General features: G+C 69.1%; 14 protein-coding genes. 9 read left to right on the forward strand and 5 right to left on the reverse strand.

Annotated features, from left to right (window positions below; all coding sequences use genetic code 11):
- The first annotated feature begins 262 nt into the window (after positions 1-262).
- From G0Q01_RS23935 to G0Q01_RS23965, 7 genes are all read left to right on the forward strand, one after another.
- A complete protein-coding gene (locus tag G0Q01_RS23935; protein WP_164213923.1) occupies positions 263-1210 on the forward strand; it encodes a TAXI family TRAP transporter solute-binding subunit in 948 nt (315 codons plus the stop codon).
- A gap of 57 nt (positions 1211-1267) precedes the next feature.
- Positions 1268-3364, forward strand: coding sequence for a TRAP transporter permease (locus G0Q01_RS23940; RefSeq protein WP_164189226.1), 2097 nt, complete (start codon positions 1268-1270; stop codon positions 3362-3364).
- Positions 3361-3732, forward strand: a complete 372-nt coding sequence (locus G0Q01_RS23945; RefSeq protein ID WP_164189228.1) for a DUF1850 domain-containing protein — start codon at positions 3361-3363, stop codon at positions 3730-3732. Before G0Q01_RS23940 ends, G0Q01_RS23945 begins: the two co-directional genes overlap by 4 nt.
- Positions 3732-5525 carry an ATP-binding protein gene (locus G0Q01_RS23950; protein WP_164189231.1) on the forward strand — a complete coding sequence of 598 codons (1794 nt, stop codon included), beginning with the start codon at positions 3732-3734 and terminating at the stop codon, positions 5523-5525. The genes G0Q01_RS23945 and G0Q01_RS23950 overlap by 1 nt, the downstream gene beginning before the upstream one ends.
- On the forward strand, positions 5522-6826 hold the full coding sequence (locus G0Q01_RS23955) for a sigma-54 dependent transcriptional regulator (RefSeq protein WP_164189233.1): 1305 nt from the start codon (positions 5522-5524) through the stop codon (positions 6824-6826). Before G0Q01_RS23950 ends, G0Q01_RS23955 begins: the two co-directional genes overlap by 4 nt.
- 89 nt (positions 6827-6915) lie before the next feature.
- Positions 6916-7869 (forward strand): DMT family transporter, encoded by a 954-nt coding sequence (locus G0Q01_RS23960; RefSeq protein WP_164189236.1) that lies wholly within the window; start codon positions 6916-6918, stop codon positions 7867-7869.
- Positions 7870-7968: 99 nt separating this feature from the next.
- Positions 7969-8637, forward strand: coding sequence for a class I SAM-dependent methyltransferase (locus tag G0Q01_RS23965; RefSeq protein WP_164189360.1), 669 nt, complete (start codon positions 7969-7971; stop codon positions 8635-8637).
- A gap of 24 nt (positions 8638-8661) precedes the next feature.
- On the opposite strand, the gene G0Q01_RS23970 is transcribed toward G0Q01_RS23965, so the two are convergent.
- Complete coding sequence (locus G0Q01_RS23970) at positions 8662-9843, reverse strand: M20 aminoacylase family protein (protein ID WP_370457140.1); 1182 nt, start codon at positions 9841-9843, stop codon at positions 8662-8664.
- A 107-nt stretch (positions 9844-9950) separates the two neighbouring features.
- Entirely contained in the window at positions 9951-11003 is a 1053-nt protein-coding gene (locus G0Q01_RS23975; protein ID WP_164189238.1) for an FAD-binding oxidoreductase, read from the reverse strand.
- 51 nt (positions 11004-11054) lie between these two features.
- Between G0Q01_RS23975 and mnmD the strand changes: the two genes are divergently transcribed.
- Together mnmD and G0Q01_RS23985 are read left to right on the forward strand one after the other, a co-directional pair.
- Positions 11055-11723: a tRNA (5-methylaminomethyl-2-thiouridine)(34)-methyltransferase MnmD gene (gene mnmD / locus G0Q01_RS23980; RefSeq protein ID WP_164189240.1), complete on the forward strand. Its 669-nt coding sequence runs from the start codon at positions 11055-11057 to the stop codon at positions 11721-11723.
- A complete protein-coding gene (locus tag G0Q01_RS23985; RefSeq protein ID WP_164189242.1) occupies positions 11723-12595 on the forward strand; it encodes a DMT family transporter in 873 nt (290 codons plus the stop codon). The genes mnmD and G0Q01_RS23985 overlap by 1 nt, the downstream gene beginning before the upstream one ends.
- 19 nt (positions 12596-12614) lie before the next feature.
- Here the strand turns inward: G0Q01_RS23985 and G0Q01_RS23990 are convergent, their stop codons facing one another.
- The 3 genes from G0Q01_RS23990 to G0Q01_RS24000 form a co-directional block, all read right to left on the reverse strand.
- Positions 12615-13982, reverse strand: coding sequence for a cytosine deaminase (locus tag G0Q01_RS23990; RefSeq protein WP_164213924.1), 1368 nt, complete (start codon positions 13980-13982; stop codon positions 12615-12617).
- Between the two features lie 29 nt (positions 13983-14011).
- Entirely contained in the window at positions 14012-14908 is an 897-nt protein-coding gene (locus G0Q01_RS23995) for a LysR family transcriptional regulator (protein WP_164189246.1), read from the reverse strand.
- An 85-nt stretch (positions 14909-14993) separates the two neighbouring features.
- Positions 14994-15995, reverse strand: a complete 1002-nt coding sequence (locus tag G0Q01_RS24000) for an isopenicillin N synthase family oxygenase (RefSeq protein WP_164189248.1) — start codon at positions 15993-15995, stop codon at positions 14994-14996.
- Positions 15996-16086: the final 91 nt, after the last annotated feature.

Here is a 16086-nt window from a genome sequence, read left to right on the forward strand (position 1 = left end):
AGGCTGGCCGCCCGGCCTGCGCGCGCTGTTTCGGCAATCTCGAAGGGCCGCGGCATGGCAAGACGATCGCCCAGCCAAGATCTGCCCGGCCGCGGGGTGCGAGGCGGGAAACTGCCCCACCCGGGGCAGATTCCCGCGAAGAAAATTCGCGACCTGGCCTCTTCCCCGCTTGCCCGAGGCGCGCGGCTTGCTCATGGTTCCGGCACCGCGCGGCAGAAACGAAAGCTTTCCTGCCGCGAACGTATGTTTCGGGAGGACCAACATGATCAGAACTTTCGGGCTCGGCGCATTGATCGCCGGCAGCCTTGCCGTCATCGCGCCCGCCGCGATGGCAACGGAATTCGTCAACGTGCTGACCGGCGGCACCTCGGGTGTCTATTACCCGCTCGGCGTCGCGATGGCGGACATCTATGCCAAGAACATCCCCGACGCGCGCGCCCAGGTGCAGTCCACCAAGGCCTCGGTCGAGAACCTGAACCTGCTGCAGCAGGGCCGCGGCGAAATCGGCTTCGCACTCGGCGACTCCGTCAAGGACGCCTTCGAGGGCAACGCCGACGTCGGCTTCTCGAAGCCGCTCGACAAGCTGCGCGCCATTGCCGCGATTTATCCCAACTACATCCAGATCGCCGCTTCGGCAGATGCCGGCGTGACCACCGCGACCGAACTGGCGGGCAAGTCCGTCTCGGTCGGCGCAGCCAAATCCGGCACCGAGGTGAACGCCCGCAAGATCCTCGGCGCGCTCGGCATGACCTACGACGATCTGGGCAAGGTCGAGTACCTGCCCTTCGCGGAATCGGTCGAACTGATGAAGAACCGCCAACTCGACGCGACCCTGCAGAGCTCGGGCCTCGGCTCGGCTGCGCTGAAGGATCTGTCGTCGACGCAGGACGTGACCTATGTATCGATCCCCGCAGAGGTGGCAGGCACCCTTGGCGCGCCCTACGCCGCGGGCGTGATCCCGGCGGGTACCTACCCGGGCCAGGACGCGGACATCCCGACGCTGGCGATCACCAACATCCTCGTCACCAGCACCGACGTCTCGGACGAGCTGGCGTACCAGATGACCAAACTGCTGTTCGAGAACCTCGACCAGCTCAAGGCCGCGCATGCGGCAGCCGGCGCCATCGACATCAAGGACGCGATCAAGAACTCGCCGATCCCGATGCACCCGGGCGCCGAGAAGTACTACAAGGAACAGGGTCTGATGTAATCAGACTTGTGCGGCGGCCCGGCCAAGCCCGGGCTGCCTGCACGACGGGAGGACCACATGACCGGACAAACTGCGGCCGAGCACGGCCGGGCCGAGGAACTGGCCGAACTGCACGACCCGCTGGCCTCGAGCTTTCCGCCGAGCCTGACCGGGCGTTTCCTTTTCTGGCTGGCGGTGGCCTTCTCGCTCTACCAGATTTCCATTGCCGCCCATGTCATCGACCTGCCGAGCCAGGTGATGCGCGCGGTGCACGTCGGCTTCCTGATGGCGCTCGGCTTCCCGCTGCTGGCGCTCGGGCGCGGCTTCGGGGCACCGCTGCGGACCCTTTGCACGCTGTTTGCCGTCGCCGGCGTGGCCGTCGCGGCCTACCAGTGGATCGAATACACGCCGCTGCTGATGCGCGCCGGCGCTCCGACGCTGACCGATCTGGTCTTCGGCTGCATCGCCATCGTCACAGTCTTTGTCGCCGCCTGGATGCTCATGGGCCCGGCGCTGCCGATCATCTGCGGGCTCTTCCTGTGCTATGCGCTCTTCGGGCAGCACCTGCCCTCGCCGTTCAACCACCGCGGCTACGCGTTTGAACAGGTGGTCGAGCAGATCGCCTATGGCACCGAGGGGATCTACGGCATCCCCACCTATGTGTCGGCGACCTACATCTTCCTCTTCATCCTGTTCGGCTCGTTCCTCGAAAAGGCCGGGATGATCAAGCTCTTCACCGATGTCTCGCTGGGCCTCGTCGGGCACCGCATGGGCGGCGCCGCCAAGGTCTCGGTGCTGTCGTCGGGGCTGATGGGCACAATCTCGGGCTCGGGCGTGGCCAACGTCGTCACCACCGGCCAATTCACCATCCCGCTGATGAAGCGCTTTGGCTACCGCTCGGCCTTTGCCGGCGGCGTCGAGGCGACCGCCTCGATGGGCGGGCAGATCATGCCCCCCGTCATGGGCGCCGTCGCCTTCATCATGGCCGAGACCCTCGGCGTGCAATACGTCGAGGTGGTCAAGGCCGCGCTGGTGCCCGCCATCCTTTACTTCGCCGGGGCGTTCTGGATGGTCCACCTCGAGGCCGGCAAGCGCGACCTGCGCGGGCTCTCGGCCGACGAGATGCCCTCGGCCCGCAAGGCGCTGAAAGAGGGCTGGTACCTGATCCTGCCGCTGGCGGTGCTGGTCTGGCTGCTGTTCTCGGGCTACACGCCGCTGTTCGCCGGGACCATCGGGCTTGCGCTGACGGGTATGCTGATCCTCGGCGCGGCCATCGCCATGGGGTTCTCGTCGACGGCGGTGCGGGTCATCTTCTGGATCGTGCTGGGCCTCTGCGCCTCGGCCTTCTTCAAGTTCGGCATCCACGCGCTGCTGCTGGTTCTGGCGGTGCTCATCGCCGCCTGCGCCGCCTTCAAGGGCGGACGCGAGACGTTGGCGGTCTGCCGTGACAGCCTTGCCGATGGCGCCAAGACCGCGCTGCCGGTCGGCATCGCCTGCGCCCTCGTCGGGGTGATCATCGGCGTCATGACCCTGACCGGCGCGGCCAACACCTTTGGCCAGTTCATCGTCTCGGTGGGGCAGAACAGCCTGTTCCTGAGCCTCGTGCTGACGATGATCACCTGCATCATCCTCGGCATGGGTATCCCGACGATTCCCAACTACATCATCACCTCGTCCATCGCCGGCCCGGCGCTGCTCGATCTCGGGGTGCCGCTGATCGTCAGCCACATGTTCGTCTTCTACTTCGGCATTCTCGCGGACCTGACGCCCCCCGTGGCGCTGGCCTGTTTCGCCGCCGCGCCGATCGCCAAGGAAAGCGGGCTGAAGATCAGCTTCGAGGCGATCAAGGTTGCCGCAGCGGGCTTCGTCGTGCCCTTCATGGCGGTCTATACCCCGGCGCTGATGTTGCAAGACGGCGGCGCTTTGGCGGGCGCCATCGGCTACTGGCCTGCGGTCGCCTACATCGTGCTCAAGGCGCTCATCGCCCTCGCACTCTGGGGCGCCAGCGTCATCGGCTGGCTCGGCCGCCCGTTGGCAATCTGGGAGCGGCTGATCGCCGTCGCCGCCGCCTTCACCCTCGTCGCGGCGCTGCCGATCACCGACGAGATCGGCTTTGCCCTCGCCGTGGTCTTCGGACTGCTGGTCTGGCGGCGCAAGGCCCCGGTGTCGGCATGACCGGCTGCCTGATGGCGGGGGCGATGGTGATCGCCCTCGCCGAGGGCGGCAGCTTCACGCTGGAGTGGACCCATTCGGTCGAACGCGAGGACTGGCGCGAGACCTGGGAAGTCACCGAGGATCACCGCCTCCACCTGACGCAGGCGGCGGTCAAGGGCTCTGGCGCGGGCATGGAGCCCGGCGAGGGCGGCCATTTCGAAGACGGCTGGTGGGTCTGGGCGCCGGACCTGCCGCCTGTGCCCGCGCTGAGCCTCGCTGCCTCGGGCAAGACGCCCTCGGCCTGGACGCTCTGCGGCGCGGACTGCACCGAACTCGGCGCCAGCTCCGGCAAGCCGGTGCAGCTCGCCCCCTGCCCCGACGCGGACTGATGACCCGTCGCGGCGCCCTTCTGCCCCGCCTCCGCTCGGCCTGGCGGCTGCGGCTGATGCTGGTGACAATCGGTGCGCTGCTCTGCGGCGCGCTGGCCTGGCAGCTGGTCATCGCCGAATTGCGTCAGGGGCTCGAGCAAGAGCTGCTGGTCAGCCACCGCGCCCTGCAGACCGAGATCGACCGGTTCCGCTACCTGCCGCGCGTCACCGGCGAAGACGCCCGGATCCACGCCGCGCTGAATGAACCTTCCGATGCCGCCACCATCGACGCCGCCAACCGCTACTTGCAGAAGATTGCCGCGCAGACCGGCTCGGGGCGTCTCTACCTGCTGAACGCGGCGGGGGTGACCATCGCCGCCTCGAACTGGAGCGAGCCCGACAGCTACGTCGGCCACGACTATAGCTTCCGCCCCTATTTCACCGATGCACGCGCCACCGGCAACGGCGCGGTCTATGCCATCGGCGTGACCACCGGCGAGCCCGGCTACTTCATCTCGGCCCGCGTCGACGATCCCGGTCTCGGGGTGCATGGCGTCATGGTGGTGAAGATCGACCTGCGTCCGCTCGAGCAGGCCTGGGCCGAGACCGGCCAGCACATCGCCGTCACCGACAAGGACGACGTCGTCTTCCTCTCGTCGGTGCCGGCCTGGCGCTATCGCCCCCTGACCCGCCTGCCAGGCGCCACGCTCGACCGGCTCGACACCTCGCGCCTCTACGAGCGCACCGACCTTGGAAGCTCGGCACCGCTTCTGCCCAATGGCAGCGCGCTGCGGATCGAGGGTGAGGGCCGCGCCATGACCCTTCGAGGCACGCCGTTCGAGACCGGCTGGCGGCTGCTGGCGGCCAGCCCGACCTGGCCCGCCCGCGCCGCCGCTGCCGGCACCGCCGCGCTGGTTCTGCTGGCCGCGCTCCTGGGGCTCGGGCTCGCCGACATGCGGCGCCACCGCCAGCGGTTCATCGCGCTGCGGCTGCGCCAGACCGAGGTGATGGAGCGCAAGGTCCGCCAGCGCACCGCCGAGCTGGCGCGCGAGGTCGAGGCCCGCCGCCAGGTCGAGGCCGACCTGCGCGCGACGCAGGCGACGCTTGTGCAATCGGAGAAGATGGCCGCGCTTGGCCGCATGTCCGCGGCCATCGTGCACGAGGTCAGCCAGCCGCTCGCCGCGATGGAGGCGACGCTGACCGCCGCCGAGTTCGGCCTCTCGCGGGCGCCGGAGCAGACCGCCGCCCGGCTGCAGTCGGCACGCGGGCTGATCCGGCGGATGCAGCGGATGACCAAGCACCTCAAGAATTTCTCGCGCCGTGAGGCGGCCCCGCTCTCGCCCGTCTGCGCCGTCGACGTGGCGCGCTCGGCGCTGGCGCTGGCCCAGCCCCGCGCCGACGCCGCCGGGGTCCAGCTCCAGTTCGACGCCCCTGCCGATGCCCCCATGGTCGAGGCCGGCCACGCCCGGCTCGAGCAGGTCTTGATGAACCTCTTGCACAATGCCATCGAGGCCGTCGAGCCGGGCCAAGGCGAGGTGACGCTGTCGATCGAGCGTGGCGCGCAGGACGTGACCCTTCTGGTGACCGACAATGGCCCCGGCATCGCCCCCGACGTGCTGCCGCGGGTCACCGAGCCCTTTTTCTCGACCAAGATCGGCGGCGAGGGTCTGGGGCTCGGGCTTGCGATCTGCTTCGAGGTGGTCCAGCAATTCGGCGGACGGCTCGACATCCGCTCGGCCCCCGGCCGGGGCGCCGAGGCCGCGGTGATCCTGCCGTTGCTGGAAAGTGACGACGAACGAGAGGCCGCCGAATGAGCCCGCTGATCCATGTGGTCGAGGATGACCGCGACCACCGTCTCGCGCTCTGCGATCTGATCGAGGCCGCAGGCTACCGCGCCGAAGCCTTTGCCGGCGGCGCCGAGGCGCTTGCCGCCGGCAGCCGCCCCGACCTGATCCTGACCGACCTGCGGATGCCCGGCATGGACGGGCAGCAGCTGCTCGAGGCCGCCCGCGCGCGCGATCCCGACTGCCCGGTGGTGCTGATCACCGGCCATGGCGATCTGGCGCAGGCAGTTCAGGCGATGCGCGCCGGGGCCGAGGACTTCCTCGAGAAGCCTTATGACGGAATGCATCTTCTGTCGGTGATCGAGCGCGGCCTGCGCGGCCGCGCCGCGCGCGCCGAGATCGGCCGGCTGCAGGAGCGCATCACCCGCCGCGACGAGGGCGGGCTGCTCGGTCAGTCGGCGGCCATGTCCAGACTCCGCGCGCGCATCGCGGCGATCGGCCCGACCGATCTCGATGTGGTCATCACCGGCGAGACCGGCACCGGCAAGGAACTGGTCGCCCGCGCCCTGCATGAGGCCAGCGCCCGCGCCGCCGGACCCCTGGTCGCGGTGAATTGCGCCGCCCTGCCCGAGAGCCTCTTCGAGATCGAGATCTTCGGGCATGTGGCCGGTGCCTTCCCCGGGGCCCAGGACAAGCCCGGTAAGCTCGAGACCGCCTCGGGCGGCACGCTGATGCTCGACGAGATCGAGGCGATGCCCGCGGCGATACAACCCAAACTGCTGCGCGCCCTGCAGGAACGCGCCGTCGAACGGCTGGGCGAGAACCGCCTGCGGCCGCTTGACCTGCGGATCATCGCCACCTCCAAGACCGACCTGCGGCCACTGACGCTCGACGGCAGCTTCCGCGCCGACCTCTTCTACCGGCTCGCCGGGGCCGAGATCACCGTCGATCCGCTGCGTGTGCTTGGCGACGACATCGCGCTGCTGTTCAGCCATTACGCCAACCTGGCGGCGGCGCGCTACGGACAGGAGATGCCGGCGGTCGATTACACGCTGAGGCAACGGCTGTTGCGCCGGCCCTGGCCCGGCAACGTGCGCGAATTGAAGGCAATGGCGGAACGCTACGCCCTCGGGCTCGACCTGCCCGAGGAGGCCGCGGCGCCGATCGCCGAGCCCGAGAGCCTTGCCGCTCGTGTCGCCGCCTTCGAGGCCCGCGAGATCAGCCTCGCGCTCGAACGTTGCCGAGGCAATACCGAGCGCGCCGCCAAGGCGCTGGGGATGGCGCGGCGGACCCTCAACGACAAGATCAGCCGCTACGGCATCCGGGTCTGAGACCGGCACGGCACGCTCCGCTCGACCACCGTCGCGTGGCATGCACATGCCCTCTTGCCAAATCGCGGTGGCCTGCGCATGGCATGCGGATGCAAACGACAAACGCCCCCCACGCCGCGCCGACGGCCGCCCTGCACGTCGACCGCCCCCTGCTCGGGGCGCTGCTCATGCTCGGCTTCTGCGCCACGGCGCCGCTGATCGACGTCGGCTCGAAGCTCGCCACCCGCAGCCTGCCCGTTGCCGAGATCACCGTAGCGCGGTTCGTCGTACAGGGCGCGCTCATGCTGGCGCTGGCGCTGGTCCTGCGCATCCGCCTGCGGCTGACCCGGCGCGAACTGCTGCTCACGATTGCCCGCGCAGCGCTGTCGCTGGTCGCCACCATCGCCTTTGTCGGTGCGATGGTGCGCATGCCCATCGCCGATGCGCTGGCGATCGGCCAGATTGAGCCCTTCGTGCTGATGTTCCTCGGCTGGGCGCTGCTGGGAGAGAGCGTCGGGCCGCGCCGGATCCTCGCCTCCATCGTCGGCTTCGGCGGCGCGCTTCTGGTGGTCCAGCCCGGGCTGGCGAACCATGGCCTGTCGGCCATCCTGCCGCTCATCACCGCGGTGTCCTTCGCCGGCTACATGCTGGTCACGCGGCAGCTGCGGAGCCTGGCGCCGGTGGCGCAGCAGGCCACCACGGCGATTGCCGCGGTGATCCTTGGCGCGCCCTTCATGTGGCTGCTGCCCGAGAGCCTCGGCGGCGGCGCGGTCTGGCCGCAGGGCGCGGCCTGGGGCTTTCTTGGCGGCATGGGCCTTGCGGCGACCCTGGCGCATATCTTCCTGACCTACGCGCTGCGGCTCGCCCCCTCGGCGCTGATCGCGCCCTTGGGCTATCTCGAGCTGGCCTCGGCGACGCTGCTGGGATGGCTGGTGTTCGGCGACTTCCCCGCTGCTATGGTCTGGGCGGGCATCGCGCTGATCGTCGGCTCGGGGCTCTACCTGATCCACCGCGAGCGGCTGGCTCACCGGCGCCCGCAGACCCCGGCGGTGCCGCCGGCCTGACGGGCCGGGGCTGCGTGGCGGCTTGACTTGCGCCGAATTTTGGACGCAAGGGAGGCGCAGGGCGCCCTGCGCGCCGCCCCTGCTGGAACCCATCAGACCGTGTCCACCAACCCCTATGAACTGGCCGGGTTTTACGACTCCGCCATCGCCGCAGGCCGGCACCGCGCCATCGTCGGCGGCCGCTGGGATGAGACCGGGCGGATCGAGATGTCGATCCTCCAAAATGCCGGCCTGCTGCCGCATCACCACCTGCTCGATATCGGCGCCGGGGCGCTGCGGCTCGGCTGCAAGGCCGTGCCCTATCTCGAGCCCGGCCACTACTGGGCCACGGATGCCTCTCGCGAGATCCTGCTGGCGGGGCACAGGGCCGAGCTCGAGGTTCCGGCGCGGCTCGATCCGGCGCAGCTGATCGAGGATGCGCGCTTCGACTTTCCGGGGGTGCCGAGCAGCATCACCCATGCCATCGCCTTCGCGGTCTTCCCGCATCTGCCCATGGCCTATGTGCGGCGCGCGCTGACCAACTTGCGCCGGTTCGAGCGGCTTGAGAGCTTTCTCTTCACTGTCTTTCTCGCGCCGGACCCGGTGAGCGCGATGCAGCCCTACCGCCAGCCCGACGGGGTGGTGACCCATGACATCCGCGCGCCCTACCACGTCCTCGCCGAGGACGTGGAGCACCTGGCGCAGGGCAGCGGATGGAGGGTCACGCGCAGCGCGGTCATGCTGCCGCGCGGACAGGTGCTCTTCACCGCGCGCCCCCTCGGGGGCTGATGCGGCGAAGGCGCGGCGCGTCTTTCAGGCGGCCAGTTCGCGGGCGACCAGTTCAACCCAGTAGCGCATCCCCGGAAGGATCGCGTCATCGTTGAAGTCGTAGGCAGCGTTGTGCAACTCGGCGCTGTCGCCGTTGCCGTAGAGGACCATGGCCCCGGGGCGCGCCTCGAGCATGTAGGAGAAGTCCTCCGAGCCCATCGCCTGCGCGCAGTCGCCGTCGACATTCTCGGCGCCTGCGACCGCCGCCGCGGCGGCCAGCGCCACCGCCGTTTTCGCCGCGTCATTCGCTGTCACCGGGTAGCCCGGCCGCCAGTCGAGCGTGGCCTCGCAGCCGAACTGCTCGGCGCCGGACGTCAGCATGCGGCGCAGACGCGCCTCGATCTCGGCGCGGGTTGTCGAGTTCATCGTGCGGATCGTACCGCCAAAGACCGCCGTGTCGGGGATCACGTTGAGCGCGCCGGCCGAGCCCGCGTCGAGATAGGTGATCGACACCACCACCTGGTCGAAAGGATCGGAAAAGCGCGACACCAGCGTTTGTGCCGAGGCAATGAGATGCGCCGCCGCCACCACCGGGTCGATCGACTTGGTCGGCGCCGAGGCATGGCCGCCGCGCCCGGTGACGGTGACGACGAAGCGGTCGGCCCCTGCCATCATCGGGCCGGGCCGCGTGGCGAACTGGCCGACCGGCAGACCCGGATCGTTGTGCATGGCGTAGACCGCGCCGATCCCGAACCGATCAATCAGACCCTCCTCGATCATCGCGCGCGCCCCCGCGCCGCCCTCTTCGGCGGGCTGGAAGATCAGCGCGACGGTGCCGGCGAAGTCGCGTGTCTGGCAGAGGTACTGCGCAGCGGCGAGCAGCGTCGCCGTATGCCCGTCGTGGCCGCAAGCGTGCATCATGCCGGGCACCTTCGAGGCGTAGGGAAGGTTGGTCTTCTCGTCCATCGGCAGCGCATCCATGTCGGCGCGCAGACCGATCACCGGGCCGTCGCCCTTGGCGCCCTTGATCAGCGCCACGATGCCGGTCTTGGCGATGCCGGTCTCGATCTCGTCGACGCCGAAGCCCATCAGCTTCTCTTCCACGAAAGCGGCGGTCTTGTGCAGCTCGTAGAGCAGTTCCGGCTGCTGGTGGAGGTGTTGTCGCCAGTCTTTCGCGTCTCTTGCGATGCGGGCCATGTCTTCGGGCATGTCTGGTGCGTGACTCACGCGGGTCTCTCCTGTTGTGCCGATCCGGCGGCGCCCTGCGCGCTTGGCCTAGGGGAATGCCGGAGTCCGCGCCAAGCTTGCAGACGCGCGCGGCGAGTCCAAGCTGTTCAGAGCGAATCTTCGACCCGGAACCCCTCGGGGATGGCATCATGCCCGTCGAGCAGCAGATCGGCCATGACCTGCGCCACCTTGGGACCCATGCCGAAGCCGATCTTGAAGCCGCCGTTGGCGATAAAATGCCCCTCGCGCCCCGGCCAGGCACCGAGCATCGGCGCGCGGCTGCGCGCACGCGGGCGTACCCCGGCCCAGCGTTCTATCACCTCGGCGCCCTGCAGCGCGGGCACCGCCAGCGCCGCCCGGGCAATGAGCGCCTCGCATTGATCGTCCGTGGCGCTGGGATCGTCGAAGTCCCGCTCCGAGGTCGAGCCGACCGCCACGGTGCCATCCGCGTGCGGCACGACATGCAGCCCCTCGGCGTAGATCTGCGGCACCTCTCCCGCATCATAGCGCAGGCTCACCGACTGGCCCTTCACGCCGGTACCGACGTTCTTTCCGAGCGCCTCCGACAGCTCTTTCAAACCGCGCCAGCCGGTGGCCCAGAGCACCTGCCCCGCGTCCTCGGCCTCGGGCTGCACCTCGACCCCGCGCGCCGCGAGCGCCGCGACCAGCGCGGCGCAGGCCCGGCGCGGGTTCATCCGCGCGGTCAGCGTGTCGCGCACCAGCAGGCCCGAGGCGCTGACCGGCGCCCAACTTCCGGCCTCTGCCGCGGGGATCACCTCCCAGACGGCGTTGTCCTCCCAGAGCGCGCGCGCGGTGCCCTCGCGCCCGTGCGCCAGCGCCACCGCCTTGTCGTCTGCCAGCGGCTGCAGCCGCCCAAGCCGCCCGTACCCCGAGGAGACACCGCCCGCCGCCTCGACTCCGGACCAGAACTCTCCGGCCATCAGCAGGCTGTCGAACTGGAAAGCCTTCTTCGGGTTCCAGGTCTCGGGCACATGCGGGGCCAGAGCGCCGACCTGCCCTCCGCTCGATCCCGAGCCAGCGCCAAAGGGGTCCACGACCTGCACCGCCGCGCCGCGCAGCGCGCAGGCCCAGGCAATCGACAGGCCAAAAATGCCCGCCCCGCGCACCGTCACATCCACGCTCTTCTGGCTGCTTGCCATTCCGCCGACTCCGCTTCATGTAGGATCACAGTTCTAGGACAGGACCGCAGGATGAGCCAGCCCGACACCCCGGAGTGGCGCGACGGAGACGTGCCTGTCTCGCCGCGCTTCGACGATCCCTATTATTCGCTGGAAAACGGCCTGTCGGAGACCCGGCACACCTTCCACGCGGGCAACGATCTGCCGGCGCGGCTGCGGGACGGGTTCCACGTGGCCGAACTCGGCTTCGGCACAGGGCTGAACCTGCTGGCCACGCTGGCGCTCTGGCGCGCCGAGGGCATCGACGGGCAGCTTCATTTCACCACCTTCGAGGCCTTTCCGCTTGCCGCCGAGGACATGCTGCGGGCGCAGGCGGCCTTTCCCGAGCTGTCAGGGATCGCCGCCGAGCTGGCACCTTTCTGGCAACGCGATGCGCGCGAGATCACCCTGCCCGACCTGCAATTCACCATGATCGTGGGGGACGCAAGAGAAACCCTGCCCGCGTGGCAGGAGCTGGCCGACGCCTGGTTCCTCGACGGTTTCTCCCCGGCCAAGAACCCGGAGCTCTGGGGGCCCGAGCTGATGGCAGAGGTTGCTCGCCACACCGCCCCCGGCGGCAGCGCCGCCACCTATACCGCCGCGGGTCACGTGCGGCGGGCGCTGGCCGAGGCGGGCTTCGAGGTCGAGCGTCGCCCGGGCCACGGGCGCAAACGCCACATGACCGTCGCAAGGAAACCCTGATGGCCCAGCAGAACACGCGCCTCGGCATCTGGCTGATGGTGCTCACCACCTTCATCTTCGCCATGCAGGACGGGCTGTCGCGGCACCTGTCGGAGGCCACCAATGTCTACATGGTCACGATGGTGCGCTACTGGTTCTTCGCCGTCTTCGTTCTGACGCTGGCGGCGCGCAGCAAGGGCGGGCTCAAAGCCGCGGCGAAGAGCGGCCAGCCCTTCGTGCAGGCCTTCCGCGGCGTGCTGCTGGTGGTCGAGATCTGCGTCATGGTCTCGGCCTTCGTCCACCTCGGCCTGGTCGAGAGCCATGCGGTCTTCGCCTGTTACCCGCTGCTCATCGCCGCCCTTTCCGGACCGGTGCTGGGTGAGCGGGTCGGCTGGCGGCGCTGGACCGCGATCGGCATCGGCTTTGTCGGCATCCTCATCATCCTGCAACCCTCGGGCGGGGTGTTCTCGCCGCTGGCGGCAATCCCGCTGGTGGCGGCGCTGATGTTCGCCCTCTACGGGCTGCTCACCCGCCGCGTCGCCCGCAGCGACAGCGCCGCGACCTCCTTCTTCTGGACCGGTGTCGTTGGGGTGGCAACGGCGACGCTGATCGGCATGTGGTTCTGGGAGCCGATGAGCCTGCCCGACTGGGGAATGATGGCGCTGCTCTGCCTGACCGGGGCGACTGGCCATTACACATTGATCAAATGCTACGAGGTGGCCGAGGCCTCGGCGGTTCAGCCCTTCGCCTATCTTCAGCTGGTCTTCGCGGCGGCGCTGGGGATCGTGGTCTTCGGAGAGACGCTGCGGCCGAACGTGGCGCTCGGCACGGCGATCATCGTCTGCGCCGGGATCTTCACGCTGATCCGGGCGCGCAGGGCCGAGCAGCGCTGAGCCACCCGGCCCGCGCAAGTCAGGCCGGCTCTGGCTCCGCCTCGGAACGGGCCAGGTGCAGCGCTTCGTAGGATGGCGGGCGGATATCCAACACCCGCCCCTCACGCACCAGCAGCCGGTCGGACTGAGGCCGGGCGATGATCTGGTCGAGGCTCCAGGCATCAAGCACCATGAAATCGGCCCGGCGCCCGGCGCCGAGGCTGCCCGCCTCGAACCCGCAGATCGCCGCCGGAGCCCTCCCCGCCAGACCCGCACTGTCCCCGAACGGATGGTCGAGATGGCAGATCCGCACCGCCTCGCGCCAGGTGTCGAGCATGTCGTGATCGCCGTAGGCGTAGAAGGGATCGCGGCAATTGTCTCCGGCCACCGCCACCGGCACCCCGGCGGCACGCAGCTCGTGGATCGGCATCACCCCGCGCCAGCGCGGCGTGCGGCCCGGCACGCGGTCCTGAAGGTACATGTTGACCGTCGGCAGGGTGATCAGCGAGAGCCCCGCCGCCTTCACCAGCGCGATGGTGGCGTGCATCTCGGGCTCGGGCAGACGCGCGAGCGAGCAGCAATGGCCGCAGGTCACCCGCCCCTCGTAGCCATGGCGGATCGCGGCGCGGGCCACGTGCGGGAGGGCATCCGCTTCGGCGGCCTCGTCGACGTGCAGGTCAAGGTCGAGGTCGCGCTCCTTGGCCAGGGTGAAGACCCGGTCGAGAAGAGCCTCGATGTCATCAAGCGCACCATGGGTGCCGCCGGACGGGCGGGTCACCCCGCCGAGCAGCCCGCCGTGCTCGGCCACGATGTCGGCAAGGCGCACCGCGTAGTCCGCGCCCCAGGCATCGAAGGGCACCAGCGCCGAGGCTTGCAGCGCGACCCGCCCCTTCCAGGCCTCGCGGATTTCGGCAAAGGCGCCCCAGACGGTTTCGCCCTGCCCCTCGTGGCTGTCGAGATGGGTGCGGATCGCGGCGACGCCATGCGCCTCTGCGCAGGAGAGCCCGAAGTCCATGCGGTGGATCAGGTCGTCGTGCCGCCAATGGGCGATGCGGTCACGGGTCGTGGCCTCGCGCGCGCCGGGATGGGTGCCGCCGGAGCTGGGCGCGCGGCCCATCACGTGACCCTTGTCGAGATGGGTGTGGGCGTCGACCAGCATCGGCCAGACGTGCCGTCCTTCAAGGCTCAGGCGCGGCGCATCCGCAGCGATCCCGCCCGGCGCCGCGACAGCAGCGATGCGCCCGGCGCGGATCAGCAGATCGACACGCGCGGTGCCGTCGGCGTCCACCGGGGCCCCGACGGGCGCACCCTCGGTCAACAGCGCGGCGGGGCAGCGCAACTGGGTGAGCAGCAGGTCTCCGCCTGCCGCGAACGCCTCTTCGAGGCGGCGGTGCATCTTGGTGGTCATCTCAGGTCTTTCCGTAGCTTGTCGGGGGCTCAGCTTTCGCCCTGCCCGAAGTGGTCCTTGATGGCCTGCATGAAGCCGTCCGCCGCCGAGCTGACCGCCCCGCGGCTGCGGTGCACGAGGCTGAGCCGCTGCCGTCCGGCGGCGGCCATCAGCGGCAGGAAGGCAAGATCGCCGTCGCGCAACTCCTGGTCGACGTCGACGCGGTTGAGAAAGGTCACATGCGGCGGGCGGCGCACGAGGCGCTTCATCATCTCGGTCGAGTTGGTTTCCACCACCGGCCGAAGATCGGCATTGGCCGGGGCGAGGTTCTCGATCAGCGGCCGCAGCGACAGCTGCTGCGAGGCCAGCACCAGCGGGTAGATCAGGCAGTCGGCGACGCGCACGTTCGGCTTGGCCGTGAGCGGGTGACCCGGCGCCACCACCGCGCCAAGCCGGTGCTGGAAGACGGCCGAGAGCTGCATGCGGTTGTCCTCGGGCAGGTTGTAGCCAAGGCCGATCTCGGCCTCGCCCGAAGCCACCATCTCCATCAGCTCGGAACGGTTGCAGACGGTGACCTTCAGCTCGACCCGCGGATGACGCTCGCAATACTCGGCCACCACGTCGCCAAGCCGACCGGCGGCGAGCGTCGCCATGGTGGCGACGGTAACCTCGCCGTGCGACAGGCCCTTCAACGCATGGATGCGCGCCTGCAGGCGGTCGTGGCCCTTCAGCGTCTCGCGGATATGGGCAATGAGCAGCTCGCCCGGGGCGGTCAGCTTCAACCCGCGAGGCAGGCGCTCGAAGATCGGTACGCCGAAGTCGGCCTCGACCTCGAGGACCTGCCGGTTGACCGCGGAGGCGGCGACATTCAACTCGCGCGCCGCCTTGCGGATGGAGCCCTGACGGGCGACCTCGTCGATGTAGCGCAGAGCGCGTCCGTGCAGCATGGACCTTCCAAAGCTGGGTCTGGCAGGGTTCTGCGCCCTGCCCTTTGTCGTGATGGTGTCACCCGAACGGCCCATGCTCAACGCCTTACTTCTTGGCGGCCTGGCTGGCGGCGAAGTTGGCATTGATGCGCATGGTCAGGTAGTCGCCCGCGGTGATCGGCTCGTACTTGCCCAAGGGACCCTGCATGACCGCGTCGCGGTTGGCCTGGCAGAAGAACGGCAGCGACAGGCGGCGGCCCTTGTACTCGCCCTCATAGGGCATGCGCACCCGGTGCAGCGTCGACTGCAGCTGATCGTCCGACCAGCGCATCAGCATGTCGCCGATATTGCAGGTGATGTAGCCGCGGCGCGGCGGCACGTCGGTCCAGGCATTGGAGCCCGCGTCCTTGCCCGGGCAGACCTGCAGCCCGCCCTCGCCTTCCTTCTGGTGCAGGATGGTGAGGCAGTCGAAGTCCGAATGCGCCCCGGCGCGCCAGGCCTTGAAGTCCTCTGGCTTGGCGTCTTCCATCGACATGTAGTGGATGAGCCGCAGCGTCGACTGGTACTGGTCCGACTCAGGGTCATGCGCATGGGTGAAGAAATCTTCGGCAAAGCCCATCTTAAGCGCAAAGCACGACAGGATCCGCATGCCCAGCTCCCAGTTCTGGCGCTCGAACTTCAGCGCGCGTTCCTTGAATCGGGGAAGCTCTTCCTCGGTCGGCCACTTGCCCTGCATCAGCGGGCGGGTGACCTGATAGCTTTCCTTGTTGTCGGGCGTGCCGGTGGAGGGGCGCACCTGCGCCTTGAATTCCCAACCGGCGTTGGTGCCCTTCGGCATCGGGTATTGCGCCTTCACCTCGGTCGGCAGCTCGAAGAACTCCCAGGCGGTGTCGAAGGCGGCGTCGATGTCTTGCTCGGGGATGCCGTGGTTGTAGACCTGGAAGAAGCCGATGCCCGTGGCGGCGTCCCAGAGGGCGTCGGCGATCTCGTGCTTGCGGGTGTCGAAGTCGGACAGATCGATGGCAGGGACGTCACGCTCGATGGTGCTGCCCATGCCGCCGATGGTGGTTTCCTTGTTCAGCTCGGCAAGATCGTAGTTGGTGCTCATTGCGGTCTCCAAAGTAGGGTGCCGGAAGGTCCGGCAGGGTGGGGAGCAATGTCCGGGCCGTGGCCTGACTGCTTCTACTCCGGGGGAAGGC

Origin of the sequence: Salipiger sp. PrR007 (assembly GCF_010499845.1) — a bacterium.
GTDB classification, from domain to species: Bacteria; Pseudomonadota; Alphaproteobacteria; order Rhodobacterales; family Rhodobacteraceae; genus Salipiger; species Salipiger pacificus_A.

Coding starts and splice junctions, on each gene's coding strand:
- G0Q01_RS23935 (WP_164213923.1), top strand. CDS start 263: ATGATCAGAACTTTCGGGCTCGGCGCATTGATCGCCGGCAGCCTTGCC.
- G0Q01_RS23940 (WP_164189226.1), top strand. CDS start 1,268: ATGACCGGACAAACTGCGGCCGAGCACGGCCGGGCCGAGGAACTGGCC.
- G0Q01_RS23945 (WP_164189228.1), top strand. CDS start 3,361: ATGACCGGCTGCCTGATGGCGGGGGCGATGGTGATCGCCCTCGCCGAG.
- G0Q01_RS23950 (WP_164189231.1), top strand. CDS start 3,732: ATGACCCGTCGCGGCGCCCTTCTGCCCCGCCTCCGCTCGGCCTGGCGG.
- G0Q01_RS23955 (WP_164189233.1), top strand. CDS start 5,522: ATGAGCCCGCTGATCCATGTGGTCGAGGATGACCGCGACCACCGTCTC.
- G0Q01_RS23960 (WP_164189236.1), top strand. CDS start 6,916: ATGCAAACGACAAACGCCCCCCACGCCGCGCCGACGGCCGCCCTGCAC.
- G0Q01_RS23975 (WP_164189238.1), bottom strand. CDS start 11,003: ATGGCAAGCAGCCAGAAGAGCGTGGATGTGACGGTGCGCGGGGCGGGC.
- mnmD (WP_164189240.1), top strand. CDS start 11,055: ATGAGCCAGCCCGACACCCCGGAGTGGCGCGACGGAGACGTGCCTGTC.
- G0Q01_RS23985 (WP_164189242.1), top strand. CDS start 11,723: ATGGCCCAGCAGAACACGCGCCTCGGCATCTGGCTGATGGTGCTCACC.
- G0Q01_RS23990 (WP_164213924.1), bottom strand. CDS start 13,982: ATGACCACCAAGATGCACCGCCGCCTCGAAGAGGCGTTCGCGGCAGGC.
- G0Q01_RS23995 (WP_164189246.1), bottom strand. CDS start 14,908: ATGCTGCACGGACGCGCTCTGCGCTACATCGACGAGGTCGCCCGTCAG.
- G0Q01_RS24000 (WP_164189248.1), bottom strand. CDS start 15,995: ATGAGCACCAACTACGATCTTGCCGAGCTGAACAAGGAAACCACCATC.